Here is a 14,626-nt window from a genome sequence, read left to right as displayed (position 1 = left end):
CAGCGAGCGCTCAGAGAGAGCAGGAGCCGCCGCCGCAGCACTGCGAGGCGGAAGGAGCGTCGTCGTCGGATTCGACAGCGGGGGCGTTCAGCAGCGTGAGAAGCGGCGTGGACGCGGTGGTCGTGTCAGACGTGGAGTCACCGGACATGCGCTCCATGCTACGCCTGCGCGTGCGGGCAGGGGCCGGTGCCGCGCCCGTCCCCCGTCCCGCCGGGAGCGACCGGACTTGTGAACGTGCGGGCACACCCCGGCACCGGCCGTCGATCGACACGGTCGGCCCGCTTCGCGGCTAACCCCTGCACGGGGCATCCGCAACCCCCGCCCTCGCGCCGTGTCTCGTTCCTAACGTGGAGAACCCCACCGACAACGAAGAGAGGCGTATCCATGACCGATCTCAGCGGCAAGCGCATCGCATTCCTGGCCACCGACGGTTTCGAAGACAGCGAGCTGACGAGCCCGTGGGAGGCCGTGACCTCCGCCGGTGCCGAAGCGGTGCTCGTCTCGCCGAACGAGGGCAGCATCAGCGGCGAGAAGGGGCATGAGCAGAAGGTCGACCTCGCCGTCTCGGGCGCCTCCGCCGGCGACTTCGACGCGCTCGTCCTTCCGGGCGGCGTGCAGAACGCCGACGACATCCGCATCGTGAAGGATGCCGTGTCCTTCGCCCGCGACTTCTTCGACCAGCACAAGCCCGTCGCCGTCATCTGCCACGGCGGGTGGATCCTGACCGAGGCCGATGTGCTGAAGGGGCGCACGCTCACCAGCTACCCCACGCTGCAGACCGACCTCCGCAACGCCGGCGCCACCTGGGTCGACGAAGAGGTCCACGTCGACCAGGGCCTCGTCTCCAGCCGCAACCCCGACGACCTGCCGGCCTTCAACGCCAAGCTCGTCGAAGAGGTCGCTGAGGGCACGCACTCCGGTCAAACCGCCTGAGCGCGATCGTCGGAAGGGCCCCGGACCACGGTTCGGGGCCCTTCCGCGTGCCGCCGGGCCCACGCATCGTCCCTGTTCGGCGCAGCGTCAGACCGGATACTCGAGAGCCGGCTGACCCTGCGCCGATCACCGGCCCCGCGCAGATCATCGACCTGGGCGGAACACCGACCCGGCGCAGATCATCGACCTGGGCGGAACACCGGCCAGGCGCCGATCACCGACCTGCTGCCGGTCACCGACCTGCTGCCGGTCACCGACCCGACGCAAGTCACTGAGCTGCTGCCGGTCGCCGCGATCGCCCGCGGGCACGGCTCCGATCTCGGCACCCACCGACCTGATGGGCCCCTCCGCGAACCGACCCGACGCCCCCGGTCTCCCGCCCCGCGGTCCGTCCCTCAGCCGCCCTGGCACGACGGGCACCACTGGCCGCCGCCCTTCGTCCCGGGAATGTCCTCGATCACGCCGCCGCACCCCGGACACGGCTCACCCGTGCGACCGTGCACCTTCATCGCCGCCACCTTCGCGGCCTTCTGCTCGGCGATCGGCACTCCGCGACGCGACGCCACGGCGTTGGCGAGCGTGTCGCGCAACGCCGCGAACAGCCGCGTCACCTCGTCGTCCGTCAGCGACGAGGCGTGGGCGACCGGCGACAGTCGCGCGGCGAAGAGGATCTCATCCGAGTACGCGTTGCCGATCCCGGCCAGCGTCTCCTGCTCCTGCAGGAGGGCCTTCACCTGCTTTCGTCGCCCGCCCAGCGCCGCCCGGAGCATCTCGAGCGAGTAGTCCGGGTCGATGGCATCCGGTCCGAGCTTCGCCACCGAGGGCACCTCGCGCGGCTCGTCGACGAGGTGCAGCTGGACGGACAGCCACTCCCCCGCATCCGTGATGCCCAGCTCGCCGTCGTCGAACACGACCCGCGCGATGACGGCGGCGGCAGGGGATGCCGCGGCCTCGGCGAGCTGTGGTGCGGCGTCGGCGTCGGTCCACGTCGCCCACCCCGCCCGGCCGAACCCGAGCGAGAGATGCGCACCGTCCAGGTCGAGGTCGATGTGCTTGCCGAATCGCGTCACGGCGGTCACCCGGTGACCCACGAGCTGGTCGAGGGGACGGCCGCGGGTCTTCCACGCCCTCCCCTCGACGAGCTCGGTGCCGACGACCTCGCGACCGATCAGGCGCTCGCGCAGGAACAGCGCGAGCGCCTCGACCTCGGGGGCTTCGGGCATCGGCGGGTGCCGCTCAGACCCCGAGGTCAGACGCCGCGGGCGGCGCCGCGGGGGCGCTGGATGCCGGCGCCTCGGCCGCGGGGCGACGCGCCGACTCGGCGAACGCGTCGGCCACGGCGCGGCCCTGGATGATCTGCGTCAGGTCGATCCCCGTCGCCGCCTTCACGGCCTCGAACGAGGAGCGCAGGCCCGTCGCCGACTCGGTCGCGAGGTGGCCGCTCGCGCCCTCGCCGCCGAGGACGGTGACGTTGCCGACGCGGTCGTAGCCCTTGGCGAACTCGGCCATCATCGGCACCAGCGCCTCGAGAGCGCGCTGGGCGAGCAGTGCTTCCTGGTTCTGCGACAGGGCCTCGGCCTCGGCGCGGATCGCCTCGGCGCGCGCCTCACCGGCCAGGCGCACGGCCTGCGCGTCGGCTTCGGCGCGCACGCGCACGGCGGAGGCCTCCTGCTCGGCGATCTGAGCGCGAGCCTCTGCGGCCTTGATCTGCGCGTACGCCTCGGCGTCGGCATCCTTCTGGCGCTGGTACAGGTCGGCGTCGGCGACGCGGGAGACCTCGGACTCGAGGCGCGCCTGCGTGTTCTGCGCCTCCTGCTGCAGAACCGCCTGGCGACGCTCGGCGCGGGTGAGGGCCTCGGCCTGCTCGGCCTCGGCGTTGGCCCGACCGACCTCGGCCTTGGCCGCGGCGCTGTTCTTGTCGAGCTTCGTCTGCTCGATCAGGTTCGCCTCATCGGTGGCGATCTGGCGTGCGCGGATCTCGCGAACCGCGTTGATGCGGGCGACCTCGGCCTCGCGCTTCACGCGCTCGACCTCGGTCGCACCGAGGGCGGCGATGTAGCCGTTGCCGTCGGTGACGCCCTGGATCTGGAAGGAGTCGAGGATGAGGCCCTGCGACGACAGGTCGCCCTTGATGCCCTCGGCGATCTGGTCCGACAGCCGCTGCCGGTCGCGCATGAGCTCCTCGACGGTCAGCGTCGCGACGACGCCGCGCAGCGCACCCTCGAGCTGCTCGGTCGTGAACTGCTCGATCGCCTTGTCCTGCGAGGCGAAGCGCTCGGCCGCGCGGCGCACCGACTCGGGGTCGGAGCCGATCTTGACCAGCGCCACACCGCTGACGTTCACGGTCACGCCGTTGGACGACTGCGCGGTCGGCTCCATCTTGATCTGACGAGCGCGCAGCGAGATCATCTCGCCGCGCTGCGTGAGCGGGTTGACGATCGCACCGCCACCGGTGATGACGGTGATGCGGGAGGATCCGCCGTCCGCGCCCTTCTGACGCTTACCGACGATCACCAGGGCCTCGTCGGCCTTGGCGACCCGGTACCAGCCGCGGATCAGCCCCGCGATGATGAGGAAGACGACGATGACGACGACGAGTGCGATGACCACGACGATGCCGATCGCCCCCAGAGCAGCAAATTCCATGGTTCTCCTTCGACAGGCGCCGCACGAAAGCGGCGGCGCGGGGGAATTGCTTCCAACCTATCCGGCGCCCCGCGGGCACTGTCCAGCCCCGGAGCGCACGATCGGCGTCCCCAGGGGCCTGGGGAGGAGCGTACCGTTGAGGGTGAGGCGGCCCGAACCGCCGAAGAAGGGTCCCCCATGAAGATCGTTTCGTCGCAGGATTGGCGGGATGCCATCCGCTTCGACGCCCCCGTCCTCGTCGCCGACGTCGTACCGGGCGAAGCCACCCGGTGCGTCGCGTGCGGCACCGACGGTCCGCTGTACGAGCGCACCGAGCTGTGGGCGGTGAAGCACCGCCACCCCAAGCACCACGGCGGATTCGTCCGCTTCTACTGCGAGGCGCACAAGCCCGTCGCCCCGCCCCCGCCGCCCGCCCCGACCATCGAGATGCGCCGTGCGCGCGCGGCCGCGCCGAAGGCCGAACGCCGCAGCACGAGCCCCAAGCCCACCCCGATCACCGACCGGCCCACGCGGGCGATGTGCCCGGACTGCTTCGTCGAGGTCTCGGCCGGCGGCGACTGCGGCATGTGCGGCACCCAGGTGGTCTGAGCTCGCGGACCGACCGCTCGCAACGACGAATCGCCCCGGACGGATCCGGGGCGATTCGCGTCTGCGGCCGGCTCAGCGCGCCGAGATCGTCCAGCCGGCCTCGTGCGACGCGCCCGGATCGAGCGAGACCACGCCGGTGGCGAAGTCGTAGGCGTCGTCGTTGAACGCATCGGGCGCGCAGGTCATCGGCTCCACCGCCAGCCCCGCGCGGTGCCCGGGCGTCCCGGGCCCGGCCGGCAGGTCGGCGGTGTGGATCTGCACCCACGGGCAGTCCTCGGCCCAGGTCATCGCCACCCCGGTGCCGGCGGGGTCGGTGAGGGTGACCGTGGCGCGGCCGTCGGCATCCCGGATCAGCCCGGTGTAGGCGTGGTCGATCTCGACGGCGCCGAGCACGCGCTCGTCGCGGTAGTCGAAGCGGTCGGCGTCGACCTCGACGGATGCCAAGGCCACCGGCGCGAGACGATCGGGCGTGACCTCGAGCACGGTGTCGGCCGGGAGCGAGAGCGACCATTCGTCGAGCGCGGCCGGACCGGCGACGAGGTAGGGGTGCGGGCCGGTGCCCCACGGCGCCGGGGTGTCGGACAGGTTGGTCGCTCGCACGGTCTGCGTCAGGCCGTCGGCTCCGAGACGGAACGTGGTGGACACGACGAGCCACCAGGGGTATCCGGCCTGAGCGGTCACGGTCGCGGTCAGCGAGACGGCGTCGTCGGAGGCGTCGAGCACGTTCCAGTCCACCCACGACAGCAGACCGTGCAGGGCGTGGCCGCGGTTCGGCTCGGTGAGCGGCAGCTGGTGCTCCTCGCCGTCGAAGCGATGGATGCCGTCCACCACCCGATTGGGCCAGGGCGCGAGCGTCGTGCCGCGATAGGCGGGTCGCAGTTCGTCGGCGTCGAAGGGGACCACGAGGTCACGGCCGTCGAAGGTGAGCGAGCGGAGGGACGCGCCGACACTGGCGATCGCGGCTTCGTAGCCGTGGGCGCGCAGGACGACGGGGGTGCCCGAGACGAGCGTGGGCGTCTCGGTGGGAACGGCAGCGGTCATTCCGCCATTATCGCGAACGCGGGCGCCTGCCTCCGGCATCCGTTCCGGAAACGACGAATGCCCCGACCGCGAGGGTCGGGGCATTCGGGGAGGGCGACTTACTTGAAGGCGTCCTTGACGTTCTCGCCGGCCTGCTTGGCGTGGGCCTTGGTCTGGTCCGCCTGGCCCTCGGCTTCGAGGCGCTCGTTGTCGGTGGCCTTGCCCGTGGCTTCCTTCGCCTTGCCCGCGATGTTCTCAGCGGCGTTCTTGATCTTGTCGTCGAGTCCCATGTCGGCACCTCCCGTTAGGTTTCCGGGTATCTCCCGATGTGCATCCACGCTAGATCTGCGCGCCCGACGCGGCGGGGGGCTTGAAATTCATGTGCGTGTGAGGCAAGCCGACGGGATAGGTTCGAGGCATGCGCCGGGGGGAAGCATCATTCGCGACGGGCGGTCGCACCTCATGACCGCGCCCGACACGCTCGCCGATTTCTCCAGTCTCCTCGACGAGGCACCGCGCGAGCCGGCACCTCCCGGGCGGGCCGGCCGGGTCGCGCTCATCGTCTTCCTCGTCGTTCTCCTCGCCACCCTCGGCGGTGGCGGCGGCTACGTCTGGTGGGCGTCGTCGGCGGCCCTGCCCGCCCCGACCGTCACCTCGCAGACGCCGACCGTGAACGCGGCGGGCCCGGCATCCCTGGTCCTGCCCTCCTCCGGCTCGGTGCGGATGAGCATCGACGGCGGCGAACAGTATCTCGGACCCGATGCGGCCGGGGTGTTCGCGTCGTCGGGGGGCGACGACGCCCGTCCCATCGCCAGCATCGCCAAGCTCATCACGGCTCTGGTCGTGCTCGATGCGCACCCGCTGGGCGACGCCGCCGATCCCGGACCCACCATCGCCTTCACCGAGGCCGACACCGACCTGTACGACCGTTTCTACGTGCAGGGCGTCACGATCGCGAACATGCCCGATGGCACCCGCATGCCGTTGCACGACGCCCTGGCCACGATGCTCCTGCCCTCGGCGAGCAACTACGCGGTCGCGATCGCCCGCTGGGGCTTCGGATCGGAGGGCGCGTACGTCGACGCCGCTCGGTCCTGGCTGACTCGCAACGGCCTGAACGACACCCGCATCGTGGATGCCACGGGCATCGACGCGCGCAACACCTCCACGCCCGGCGATCTGGTCGCCATCGCCCGCTTGGCCGGGGCGAACCCCACGATCGCCGCGATCACGGCGATGCGTTCGATCAGCGTGACCGGTGCGGGCACCGTGACCAATACGAACGATCTGCTGGGCACGCTCGGGATCGACGGACTCAAGACCGGCAATCTCGGCGACGGCACGTTCAACCTGCTGTTCACGGCCTCCCTCGATGTCGGCATCGGCAGCCCGCTCGAGATCACGGGCGTGCGCCTGGGCGGCGAGACCCACGACAGCACCGACGACGATGTGGCGCGACTGCTGCAGAGCGTCAGCGACGGGTTCCACGATCTGCAGGTCGGCAGCCTCGGCGAGACGATCGGTACGATCACCACGCGCTGGGGGTCGCAGGCGGAGCTTGTGCTCGCGAAGAATGCGGAGGTGCGCACCTGGTCGGACACCCCCGTGACCGTGACCCTCGACACCGAGACGCCGCGCACCTACGCCGACGGCGAGACGGTCGGGACCGTCACGTGGACGGCGGGTCCGCAATCGACCTCGGCCGACGTGAAGATCTCCGGCGCCATCGAGGAGCCCACGCTGCTGTGGCGTCTGACCCACCCGGGCGAACTGGGCTGACGCCCGGGCGGGCGCCCCCTCCCGCCATGACGTTTCAGACCGCGGGCAGGTCCGCGTGCGCGATCACGGCCTCGCCGGTGTCGCGCAATTCCATGCGCACGGCATCCCCCCGGAGAACGGCCGCGTTCAGACGGCAGACGATCGGCACCTCGGAGCCCAGCACCTCGCCCGCCGAGAACTCCGCGCCGTCGACCCCGACGAAGACCAGCTCGTAGGTGGCCCCCACGTCGAGCCCCGTCGCTTCGAGGTAGGCCTCCGTGCCCCACGTGTGCGCGACGACCTCGGCCGAGACGTCCACTCCGTCGCGGTCGTCGCTCACCGCGACGCGCTCGAGGGCGCCGAGGGTGCCGGGCGGGCCCGACGGCACCGAGGAGTCGAACAGCCCCACGCCGTTGACCCCGAGCACGACGCCCCCCACCAGGCACGCGGCCGCGACCACCGGCGTCACCCATCGGCGCTGTCGCTCCCGCGGTGCCGCGTGGGGCACCGGAGCCGGGGCCCCCAGCGAGGACTCGATCCGAGCGAACAGCTCGCCGCCGTCGCGCGGCGCGACCCACCCGACGTCGCCCTGACGGAGCCGTCCGGTGAGGTCCTCGAGGTGGGCGTACTCCTCGGCGCGGGCCGGGTCGGAGCGACGCAGCTCGTCGAACTCCGCCTCCTCCGCCGCGCTCAGCTCACCCGCCAGCGCGGCGGCGGCCAGTTCGGCCCAGCGGTCATCGGGAGTGCGCATCGGTCTCCTCCATCTCCTCGAGGTGCGTGCGGAGGGCGCGGAGCCCGTGGAACGTTCGTGTGCGCCACGTCGCGACAGGGACGCCCGTGGCATCTGCGAGCTCCTGATACGAACGACCGTGCAGGTGAATCGCCACGACCGCGGTGCGATGCGCCTCGCTGAGGATCGACAGCGCCTCGAGCATGCGCAAGCGGTCGAGCGGGTCGATCGCCTCGGCCGCCCGGCTCTCGAGCTCGCCTTGGTCGCCGATCACCGGCAGCCGCGCCCGAGCACGCAGGGCGTCGACGATCACGTTGCGCGCGATCGAGAACAGCCACGTGCGCTCGGATGCGGCCCGCGCGTCGAATCGGTCGCGCGCCCGCCACGCTCGGAGGAACGTCTCCTGCACGCAGTCCTCGGCCAACGGCCGGTCGCGCAGGGCGTTCACCGCGAATCCCAGCAGGGCGTGGCCGTTGTCGTCGAACGCACGGCGTAGGTCGAACGCGGGGCGTGTGCTCGGTCGCCGAGAGGCGCGCATCCGCAACTCCCCCTCGCGTCTTGTGGACTCGGACTCCGTCACCCGTGTCGTCCTCTCCGAGGGTAACCGTCGCCTGCCGACGGCCTCGTGGGGTGTACGACCGGGGCGGTGCCGGCGTTCACGGCGCGGAAGAAAATCCCGGATGCCGTGAACGCGCGGCCCCCGGCGGTCGTACTCCCCCGCAACCGGACACTCCGCGTCCCGATCGAAAGGCACGACGATGACGAAGAAGACGTACGCCCGCCCACTGACGATCGGCGCCCTGGCCGGCGTCGCCCTCCTGGCCGTCGGGCTCCCCGCGCACGCCGAGACCGAGGTGGCCGAACCCGCCGAGTTCACGAGCGCGTTCACGGTCATGGCCACCCCCGATCAGGTGATCAACAACGACGGCGTCGCCGCGCCCGGCGAGGAGGGCGCCACCGGCACGTACACGTTCCGCATCAATTCCGACCTCGACATCATCTGCTACGACATCCGCCTCAAGGGCGTCACCGGCGACTACCAGAGCCCCGCCAAGACCGCCACGCACATTCACGAAGCGGCCGTCGGCAAGCCCGGGCCGCCCCGCATCGCCTTCCCCAACCCCGCCCCCGTGGGCGACGGACCCCGCACCTCCTCAGGCTGCCTGCAGGGCCCCTTCACCACGGGCGTGGTCGCCGACGGCGTCGACACCGGCGAGGGCTTCACCCTGAAGCAGATCGAGGCCGACCCCGCCGGCTTCACCGGCGACTCGCACACCGTCGACTTCACGGCCGGCGTCGTCCGCGGGCAGCTGTCGGCGATCCCCGTCGGCGGCGTCGACACCGGTGCCGGTGGCTCCGCCACGGCGGATGCCGGCGGGTGGGGTCTCGCCGCGGCAGCGGGCGGCCTGGGAGTCGTGGCCGCGGGTGCACTCGCGCTACGCCGCCGTCACGCGTCGTCGGCGAAGTGACCGACGCACGGCGCGGTGCGCGGCGGCCGTCCTTCTCGGGATGGAAGCGGCGCACCGCGTGCGTGCTCGTCGTCGGCGCGCTCACGACCGTCACCGGTTGCAGTTCCCCGCTTGTGGCCGATGAGCCGACGCCCCTCGTGACGACCGCGTCTCCCCCGGCGTCATCATCGCCCCCGACCTCGACGGCGTCCCCGGCCTCGGCTTCCCCTCCCGTGCGCGTGTGGATCCCGGCGATCAACCTGGACGAGTCACTGATCGACCTCGGCATCGCCGACGACGGCGCCATGGAGGTTCCCGCCGACTACGACGAGGTCGGCTGGTTCACCGGCGGAGGGCGCCCCGGGGGCACGGGCCCGACGGTGATCGCCGCGCACGTCGACTCGCCCACCGGTCCCGCGGTCTTCCAGGATCTCGAGGACCTCGTCGTCGGAGACGTCGTGGAGGTGCAGGATGCCGACGGCCGGACGCACGCGTACCGCGTCACCGGAGCGGCCGACTACCCCAAGTCGTCGTTCCCCACCGCGCGCGTCTTCGGGGCGACGGCGCGAGATGAGCTCCGACTCATCACGTGCGGGGGCGTCTTCGATCGCGATTCGGGGCACTACGTCGACAACCGCGTGGTCTACGCGGAGCGGGTCTGACGACCGTCACGTTCCGAGGTGATCGCGCGCCCACAGCGCCGCGCTCGTCCGGTCGGCCACGCCGATCTGGCGGAACACACTGCCCAGGTGCGCCTTCACCGTGCGCTCCGAGATGCCGAGCGCGTTCGCGACCTGCTTGTTGGCGAGCCCGTCGGCCACCAGGCGCAGCACCTCCTCCTCGCGGGCGCTCAGACCGCTGTCCACGGTGATCTCCTCGGGGAGCAGCGCGCCCGCGACGCGCGGATCCAGCGGGGCATGCCCGGCGTGCACGGCCCGCACCGCCGCACGGAGGTCGTGGGGCTCGGCATCCTTCAGCTGATACCCGGTCGCCCCCGCGGCGACGGCGCGACGCACCTGGTCACGGTCGCCGAAGGAGGTCAGGACGAGCACCCGGATGCCGGCGGCACGGGAGCGGATCTCGCGCGTCGCGGTGACCCCGTCCATCACGGGCATCGAGAGGTCCATGACCGCGACGTCGACGTCGACGTCCTCGATCGCCCGGAGGGCGTCGACGCCGTTCGCCGCCGTGGCGACGACGGCGATGTCGCCCTCGGCCGCGAGGACGGATGCCAGTCCCTCCCGCACCATCGAGTGATCGTCGACGACGAGGACGCGGATCATGAGATCTCCCGGGGGGTGTCGGTGAAACGCAGGCGCCAGCGCGTGCCGCGGCCAGGGGACGTCGACAGGGCGAGCTCGGCGCCCGCGTCCGTGGCGAGATCGCGGAGCACGCGCAGACCGAGGTGCCCCTCGGCCGGGGCGTCGAGCACCGCGGTGGCGTCGAAGCCGGGGCCGTCGTCGGCGACGACCAGGTCGATGCGTCCACGGTCGGCCGCGACCGCGATGGTCACCGTGCAGGGCGCGGCGTGGGTCACGGCGTTTCGCAGGGCCTCCTGGACGATCCGATAGATCAGGCGCTCGTGCGCCTCCGACAGTGCATCGATGGGCGCGCGCAGGTCGAGGACGACCGGCACGCCACGCGTCCGGGCGGTCGCGGCGAGGTCGTGCAGCGCCGAGGACAGGCCCGACGCCGTGAGGCTCTCGGGGTAGATGTCGACGAGGAGCGATCGCAGAACCCGCACGTTACCGCGCACGGCGCCCGCGACCTCGCGCATGCCGGCGGCTCCCTCTTCCTCTCCGCGCGCGTCGGCGGCGACGGCGGCGGCCTCGGCCCCGTAACTGGTCGCGACGAGCTCCTGCACCGGGCCGTCGTGCAGTGATCCGGCGATCCGCCGACGCTCCGCGTCCGATGCGTCCACGGCACGCTGCAGCAGTTCCGCCCGGCGTGCCTCCGCGCCTCGGAGCTGGCGCAGCAACGTCCAGACGATCGGGGCCGTCAGCACGACGAACAGCAGCAGACTGCTCGTCGTCACCCCCGCGAAGCCGCGCCACAGCTCGGCGGAACGCGCGGCGACCGGCTCGTACGGGTAGTAGACCTCGAACAGCACCTGCTGCCCACTGGGTGTCCACATGGGCCGGTACACCTCGAGCAGCCGGGAACCGGTCTCGAACTCGTTCTCGTCCTCCGACAGATCCGAGACCGCCGCACGGGTCGACGGGGCGGCCAGGGCCGCGCGCTGTGCGTCGTCGAGGACGAAGGTGCGTCCGATCAGCTGCGGCTCGTCGGCGTACAGCACGCGCCCCTCGGTATCCCAGATCTTCACCCGGATGACGTCGTCTCCGAGGATCTGCGACCTCACCGTCTCGTCGAACGCGGCGAGCGCGGCGTCCTCCCCCGCCGCGAGTCCGTCGGTCAGGACCGGACGCACCACGGCGTCGGCGAGCACGTTCGTGACCTGCGCGGCATCATTGACGGCTTCGCGTTCCGCGAGCCACTGCGCGCCGAACCCGGCGAGGGCGGCGACCGCGACGAGCACCGCGGCCAGGCCCGCGGCGAGGCGCACGAGCACTGCACGGGTCGACAAGCGGCGAGGTGCCGCCGACGCCGCTCGGGCCTCGACCAGCACCTGCCAGGGAGGGGCGGACGGGTCCGATGTCACTCAGTCGTCTCCCCCACGGCCACCACCGTCACCACCGTCGCGTCCTCCGTGGCGGCCGCTGTCATCGGAGCCGGAACCGCCGGAACCCGACCCGCCCGAGGCCGCGTCATCGCCGCCGTTCCGCGAGTCATCGGAGGCGCCGGCATCCGATGAGGCCCCGTCGTCGCTCTGTTCGACGCGAGCGTCGCGGGGGACCTCTCCCCCGCCGTCATCGGCCCCGGAGGGAGCGACGGGGTCGTCCGTGACGGCCGACCCGCCGTGGTCGTCGAGGTTCCCGGACACGGAGGAATCGTCTGAGGTCGAGCCGCGTCGTTCGTCCGCGGCGGCGTCGCCATCCGCGTCACGATCGTCCCCCGGCTCGCTCCGTCGGTCCCGGTCCCGATCACCGCCGTGGTCGTCCACGCTCGGGCCGGGGCTCGGAGTGAGGACGCCCACCTGGACCGACGTCGGCACGGGAACGGGAACCGATTCGGCGAACGAGGCATTGCCCCACAGCCCCACCGCCGCGGGGGCGGCGGCGAGCACCAGCGCACCCGCGCCGATGAGGATCCGCTTCTTCATGTCATCCATCCTTCCGCCCTCTGCATTGTCACCCGCGACGAGGACTGCCATGACCCACTGTCCGCGAAACAGCGCACCGGGGCCATCGGACGATGGTCGTAGTACCAAGGTCGCATTGCCCGGCCCGGGGTCGCGGACCGACGGTGGACACAGCTCGCCCACCGACGAAACGAGAGAGCATGAGCATCAGCACCCCGTCCCGCCGCCGCCTGGCCCGCGGCACCGCGATCCTCGCGGCCGCCCTGGTCGCGGCATCCGGACTCCTCCTCCCCACCGCGGCCCAGGCCAAGACGACCTCAGCGGGCGGTGACTACGCGGTCACCGTCAACGGCACCACCTACAACCCCGCACCCGGCAAGGACGCGAAGCTGAAGGACATCGCCGTCTCGGGCCGCATCACCGTGAGCGGGACGAACAACCGCTTCACGATCGACCCCGTGACCCTGGGCGTGTACGACTACACCCTGACCGGCGCCCCCGACACGCAGCGCATGGTCACGAGCCCCACCGTGGTGTTCGCGTCGAAGGTGCCGACGCTCACCGCCGCGCAGCGCGCGGGCACCCGCCTGTCGAGCCTCGAGGTGCGTGACGACGCGATCGTCGCGATCTTCACCACGGCGGCCGGCAAGCTCAAGATCCAGGCCAAGGACGGCGCGCAGGGCGGCATCTTCCAGATGGAGCCCGAGTTCGCCGCCCCCGTCGAACTCGTGCACACGCTCGGCCCCGGTCTGTTCTACTTCGTGAACCAGTACACGGGCAAGATCAACTTCGGAAACGGAGTGGATGCCGTCGCCTCCGGCGCGAATGCCCACCAGATGCTGCTCGGCAAGGACAGCCCCCAGGTCGCGACGAAGACGTATCAGGATGCCACCGTCACGAAGTGGACCGTGACCTCGGGCGGCCGCATGGGCGGCGTGCTCGGCGAGGATGCCGTGGAACTGTCGGCCGGCGCCACGAACTGCACGAGCCAGTGCCAGGCGCAGAACCGCATCAACGGTTCGCTCCCCGTTCCGCCCGACCCGACAAACCCGACGCCGATCGGCGGCTGAGTTCCCTGGGAACACACAGGCCCGAAGAACACAGCGCCCCCGGTCGGATGGCCGGGGGCGCTGTCGTGTTCCTCGCGACGGGCTCGCCGTGACCCCGCTCTCGACGGCGTGGACGGTCGGCGCTCGACTGCCACCGTTCGCGGTCAGAAGCCGGCGACGCCCTGCGGCCCCACCGTCGTGGGCGCGAACCCGGCGAATCCGTCGATGCGCTGCTGGGCCACGGTGGTCCCGAGCTCCGCGCGCAGATGCGGGTGCGTCCAGTAGAAGTGAGCCGCGGCATAGACCGCGCGCGGCGCCGCGTCGAGCGCGAACGTGGCGATCTGCCACGACCGCAGCTCGCCCGAGGCGAGGTCGACGTCACGCTCGATCCGCAGGACCGGGATCTTCACCGGGCGCGCCTGCTGCACCCCCGAGTCGTTCGTCGTCGTCGCGACCACTGCCTTCACCTCGGACCACGGGATGTTCGTGCCCACGCCTTGGAACCGCACCGCGATACCGCTGCGCCCGACCGCCACGCACTGACGGTTGCCCCACGATGAGCGGCTCCGCGAGGCGAAGAGCAGGCTGATGAACGAGATGAGGAAGAACAGCCCGATGAGCCCGAAGACACCCGCGATCACGTACGGGATCGGGCCCTCCATCGCCGGGGTGGTGCCGGCCTGCATCAACACGGCGACCACCACCCACCCGAGGAACAGGGTGATGACACCGGTCACGACGGTCAGGAACAGCGGAGGTTTCTTCAGCGGGGCGACGTGCAGCCAGTCGTCGGGCGCCCGCTCGAACGTCCGGTTGAACATCTCCGCGGGCAGCAGAGACAACCGCTTCTTGGATGCCGCCGGCCACACCCACCCGGGCGGAACAGAGGCGATGCGGGCGTCGGGGGTGTCCATGGAGCCCAGTGTAGGAAAGAGCATCCGACGACGGACGGTACGGGTGGCCAGGTCTCTGCCGCGTCGCGACGCATCGTCGCTAGGCGGACGGCGGACCGCCGAGCACATCGACGATCGTCCGCGGGTCGATGTCGAGATGCTCGGCGGAGACCGTCCGGCGCCGCCGTGTGCGTCCGTCGTGCCGCGTGAAGACGATGGCGGCCGTCGGCAGAGTCCGGACGCCGGTCTGATCTCGGCGGTCGTCCCCTCCCGCGCCCACTCCTCGGCCGGCACTCGTCTAGCCACGCCGGACGGACGTTCGAGGGCCGGGAAATGCACGCTGGTGGGGGTGATCGCGA

General features: G+C 71.6%; 17 protein-coding genes. 6 read left to right on the top strand and 11 right to left on the bottom strand.

Annotation, left to right across the window (positions count from 1 at the left end; all coding sequences use genetic code 11):
* Nucleotides 1–10 precede the first annotated feature (10 nt).
* Nucleotides 11–148: a hypothetical protein gene (locus RWH45_RS13050; protein ID WP_315995331.1), complete on the bottom strand. Its 138-nt coding sequence runs from the start codon at nt 146–148 to the stop codon at nt 11–13.
* A 236-nt stretch (nt 149–384) separates the two neighbouring features.
* On the opposite strand from RWH45_RS13050, the gene RWH45_RS13045 reads away from it, so the two are divergent.
* A complete protein-coding gene (locus RWH45_RS13045; RefSeq protein WP_315995330.1) occupies nt 385–933 on the top strand; it encodes a type 1 glutamine amidotransferase domain-containing protein in 549 nt (182 codons plus the stop codon).
* A gap of 395 nt (nt 934–1,328) precedes the next feature.
* On the opposite strand, the gene RWH45_RS13040 is transcribed toward RWH45_RS13045, so the two are convergent.
* On the bottom strand, nt 1,329–2,156 hold the full coding sequence (locus RWH45_RS13040; RefSeq protein WP_315995329.1) for a DNA-formamidopyrimidine glycosylase family protein: 828 nt from the start codon (nt 2,154–2,156) through the stop codon (nt 1,329–1,331).
* A 13-nt stretch (nt 2,157–2,169) separates the two neighbouring features.
* Nucleotides 2,170–3,579: an SPFH domain-containing protein gene (locus tag RWH45_RS13035; protein ID WP_315995328.1), complete on the bottom strand. Its 1,410-nt coding sequence runs from the start codon at nt 3,577–3,579 to the stop codon at nt 2,170–2,172.
* Nucleotides 3,580–3,756: 177 nt separating this feature from the next.
* On the opposite strand from RWH45_RS13035, the gene RWH45_RS13030 reads away from it, so the two are divergent.
* A complete protein-coding gene (locus RWH45_RS13030; RefSeq protein ID WP_315995327.1) occupies nt 3,757–4,167 on the top strand; it encodes a glucose-6-phosphate dehydrogenase in 411 nt (136 codons plus the stop codon).
* Nucleotides 4,168–4,239: 72 nt separating this feature from the next.
* Here RWH45_RS13030 and RWH45_RS13025 read toward each other — a convergent pair whose 3' ends face one another.
* On the bottom strand, nt 4,240–5,208 hold the full coding sequence (locus tag RWH45_RS13025) for an aldose 1-epimerase family protein (RefSeq protein WP_315995326.1): 969 nt from the start codon (nt 5,206–5,208) through the stop codon (nt 4,240–4,242).
* A gap of 98 nt (nt 5,209–5,306) precedes the next feature.
* Nucleotides 5,307–5,477: a CsbD family protein gene (locus RWH45_RS13020; protein ID WP_074697048.1), complete on the bottom strand. Its 171-nt coding sequence runs from the start codon at nt 5,475–5,477 to the stop codon at nt 5,307–5,309.
* Nucleotides 5,478–5,649: 172 nt separating this feature from the next.
* Between RWH45_RS13020 and RWH45_RS13015 the strand changes: the two genes are divergently transcribed.
* Complete coding sequence (locus RWH45_RS13015) at nt 5,650–6,966, top strand: D-alanyl-D-alanine carboxypeptidase family protein (RefSeq protein ID WP_315995325.1); 1,317 nt, start codon at nt 5,650–5,652, stop codon at nt 6,964–6,966.
* Nucleotides 6,967–7,000: 34 nt separating this feature from the next.
* Here the strand turns inward: RWH45_RS13015 and RWH45_RS13010 are convergent, their stop codons facing one another.
* Complete coding sequence (locus RWH45_RS13010) at nt 7,001–7,696, bottom strand: hypothetical protein (protein WP_315995324.1); 696 nt, start codon at nt 7,694–7,696, stop codon at nt 7,001–7,003.
* Nucleotides 7,680–8,213: a sigma-70 family RNA polymerase sigma factor gene (locus RWH45_RS13005; protein ID WP_315995323.1), complete on the bottom strand. Its 534-nt coding sequence runs from the start codon at nt 8,211–8,213 to the stop codon at nt 7,680–7,682. Before RWH45_RS13005 ends, RWH45_RS13010 begins: the two co-directional genes overlap by 17 nt.
* Nucleotides 8,214–8,433: 220 nt before the next feature.
* Here RWH45_RS13005 and RWH45_RS13000 point away from each other — a divergent pair, with 220 nt between their 5' ends.
* Together RWH45_RS13000 and RWH45_RS12995 are read left to right on the top strand one after the other, a co-directional pair.
* On the top strand, nt 8,434–9,144 hold the full coding sequence (locus RWH45_RS13000; RefSeq protein WP_315995322.1) for a CHRD domain-containing protein: 711 nt from the start codon (nt 8,434–8,436) through the stop codon (nt 9,142–9,144).
* A 212-nt stretch (nt 9,145–9,356) separates the two neighbouring features.
* Nucleotides 9,357–9,785, top strand: coding sequence for a class F sortase (locus RWH45_RS12995; RefSeq protein WP_315995321.1), 429 nt, complete (start codon nt 9,357–9,359; stop codon nt 9,783–9,785).
* A 6-nt stretch (nt 9,786–9,791) separates the two neighbouring features.
* On the opposite strand, the gene RWH45_RS12990 is transcribed toward RWH45_RS12995, so the two are convergent.
* The 3 genes from RWH45_RS12990 to RWH45_RS12980 are packed head-to-tail and all read right to left on the bottom strand — an operon-like array spanning nt 9,792 to nt 12,346.
* A complete protein-coding gene (locus RWH45_RS12990) occupies nt 9,792–10,406 on the bottom strand; it encodes a response regulator (RefSeq protein ID WP_315995320.1) in 615 nt (204 codons plus the stop codon).
* The gene (locus RWH45_RS12985) at nt 10,403–11,785 is read right to left on the bottom strand and encodes a sensor histidine kinase (protein WP_315995319.1); all 1,383 of its coding nucleotides are present in this window, start codon (nt 11,783–11,785) and stop codon (nt 10,403–10,405) included. The genes RWH45_RS12990 and RWH45_RS12985 overlap by 4 nt, the downstream gene beginning before the upstream one ends.
* Nucleotides 11,786–12,346, bottom strand: a complete 561-nt coding sequence (locus RWH45_RS12980) for a hypothetical protein (RefSeq protein WP_315995318.1) — start codon at nt 12,344–12,346, stop codon at nt 11,786–11,788.
* Between the two features lie 179 nt (nt 12,347–12,525).
* Here RWH45_RS12980 and RWH45_RS12975 point away from each other — a divergent pair, with 179 nt between their 5' ends.
* Complete coding sequence (locus RWH45_RS12975; protein ID WP_315995317.1) at nt 12,526–13,395, top strand: hypothetical protein; 870 nt, start codon at nt 12,526–12,528, stop codon at nt 13,393–13,395.
* 143 nt (nt 13,396–13,538) lie between these two features.
* Here the strand turns inward: RWH45_RS12975 and RWH45_RS12970 are convergent, their stop codons facing one another.
* Nucleotides 13,539–14,288: a hypothetical protein gene (locus tag RWH45_RS12970; protein WP_315995316.1), complete on the bottom strand. Its 750-nt coding sequence runs from the start codon at nt 14,286–14,288 to the stop codon at nt 13,539–13,541.
* Between the last annotated feature and the right edge of the window lie 338 nt (nt 14,289–14,626).

The organism is Microbacterium galbum, from assembly GCF_032464915.1.
Classification (GTDB): Bacteria; Actinomycetota; Actinomycetes; order Actinomycetales; family Microbacteriaceae; genus Microbacterium; species Microbacterium galbum.
This window is presented reverse-complemented; position numbering and strand designations above follow the sequence as displayed.

Coding starts and splice junctions, on each gene's coding strand:
- RWH45_RS13050 (WP_315995331.1), bottom strand. CDS start 148: ATGTCCGGTGACTCCACGTCTGACACGACCACCGCGTCCACGCCGCTT.
- RWH45_RS13045 (WP_315995330.1), top strand. CDS start 385: ATGACCGATCTCAGCGGCAAGCGCATCGCATTCCTGGCCACCGACGGT.
- RWH45_RS13040 (WP_315995329.1), bottom strand. CDS start 2,156: ATGCCCGAAGCCCCCGAGGTCGAGGCGCTCGCGCTGTTCCTGCGCGAG.
- RWH45_RS13035 (WP_315995328.1), bottom strand. CDS start 3,579: ATGGAATTTGCTGCTCTGGGGGCGATCGGCATCGTCGTGGTCATCGCA.
- RWH45_RS13030 (WP_315995327.1), top strand. CDS start 3,757: ATGAAGATCGTTTCGTCGCAGGATTGGCGGGATGCCATCCGCTTCGAC.
- RWH45_RS13025 (WP_315995326.1), bottom strand. CDS start 5,208: ATGACCGCTGCCGTTCCCACCGAGACGCCCACGCTCGTCTCGGGCACC.
- RWH45_RS13020 (WP_074697048.1), bottom strand. CDS start 5,477: ATGGGACTCGACGACAAGATCAAGAACGCCGCTGAGAACATCGCGGGC.
- RWH45_RS13015 (WP_315995325.1), top strand. CDS start 5,650: ATGACCGCGCCCGACACGCTCGCCGATTTCTCCAGTCTCCTCGACGAG.
- RWH45_RS13010 (WP_315995324.1), bottom strand. CDS start 7,696: ATGCGCACTCCCGATGACCGCTGGGCCGAACTGGCCGCCGCCGCGCTG.
- RWH45_RS13005 (WP_315995323.1), bottom strand. CDS start 8,213: ATGCGCGCCTCTCGGCGACCGAGCACACGCCCCGCGTTCGACCTACGC.
- RWH45_RS13000 (WP_315995322.1), top strand. CDS start 8,434: ATGACGAAGAAGACGTACGCCCGCCCACTGACGATCGGCGCCCTGGCC.
- RWH45_RS12990 (WP_315995320.1), bottom strand. CDS start 10,406: ATGATCCGCGTCCTCGTCGTCGACGATCACTCGATGGTGCGGGAGGGA.
- RWH45_RS12980 (WP_315995318.1), bottom strand. CDS start 12,346: ATGAAGAAGCGGATCCTCATCGGCGCGGGTGCGCTGGTGCTCGCCGCC.
- RWH45_RS12975 (WP_315995317.1), top strand. CDS start 12,526: ATGAGCATCAGCACCCCGTCCCGCCGCCGCCTGGCCCGCGGCACCGCG.
- RWH45_RS12970 (WP_315995316.1), bottom strand. CDS start 14,288: ATGGACACCCCCGACGCCCGCATCGCCTCTGTTCCGCCCGGGTGGGTG.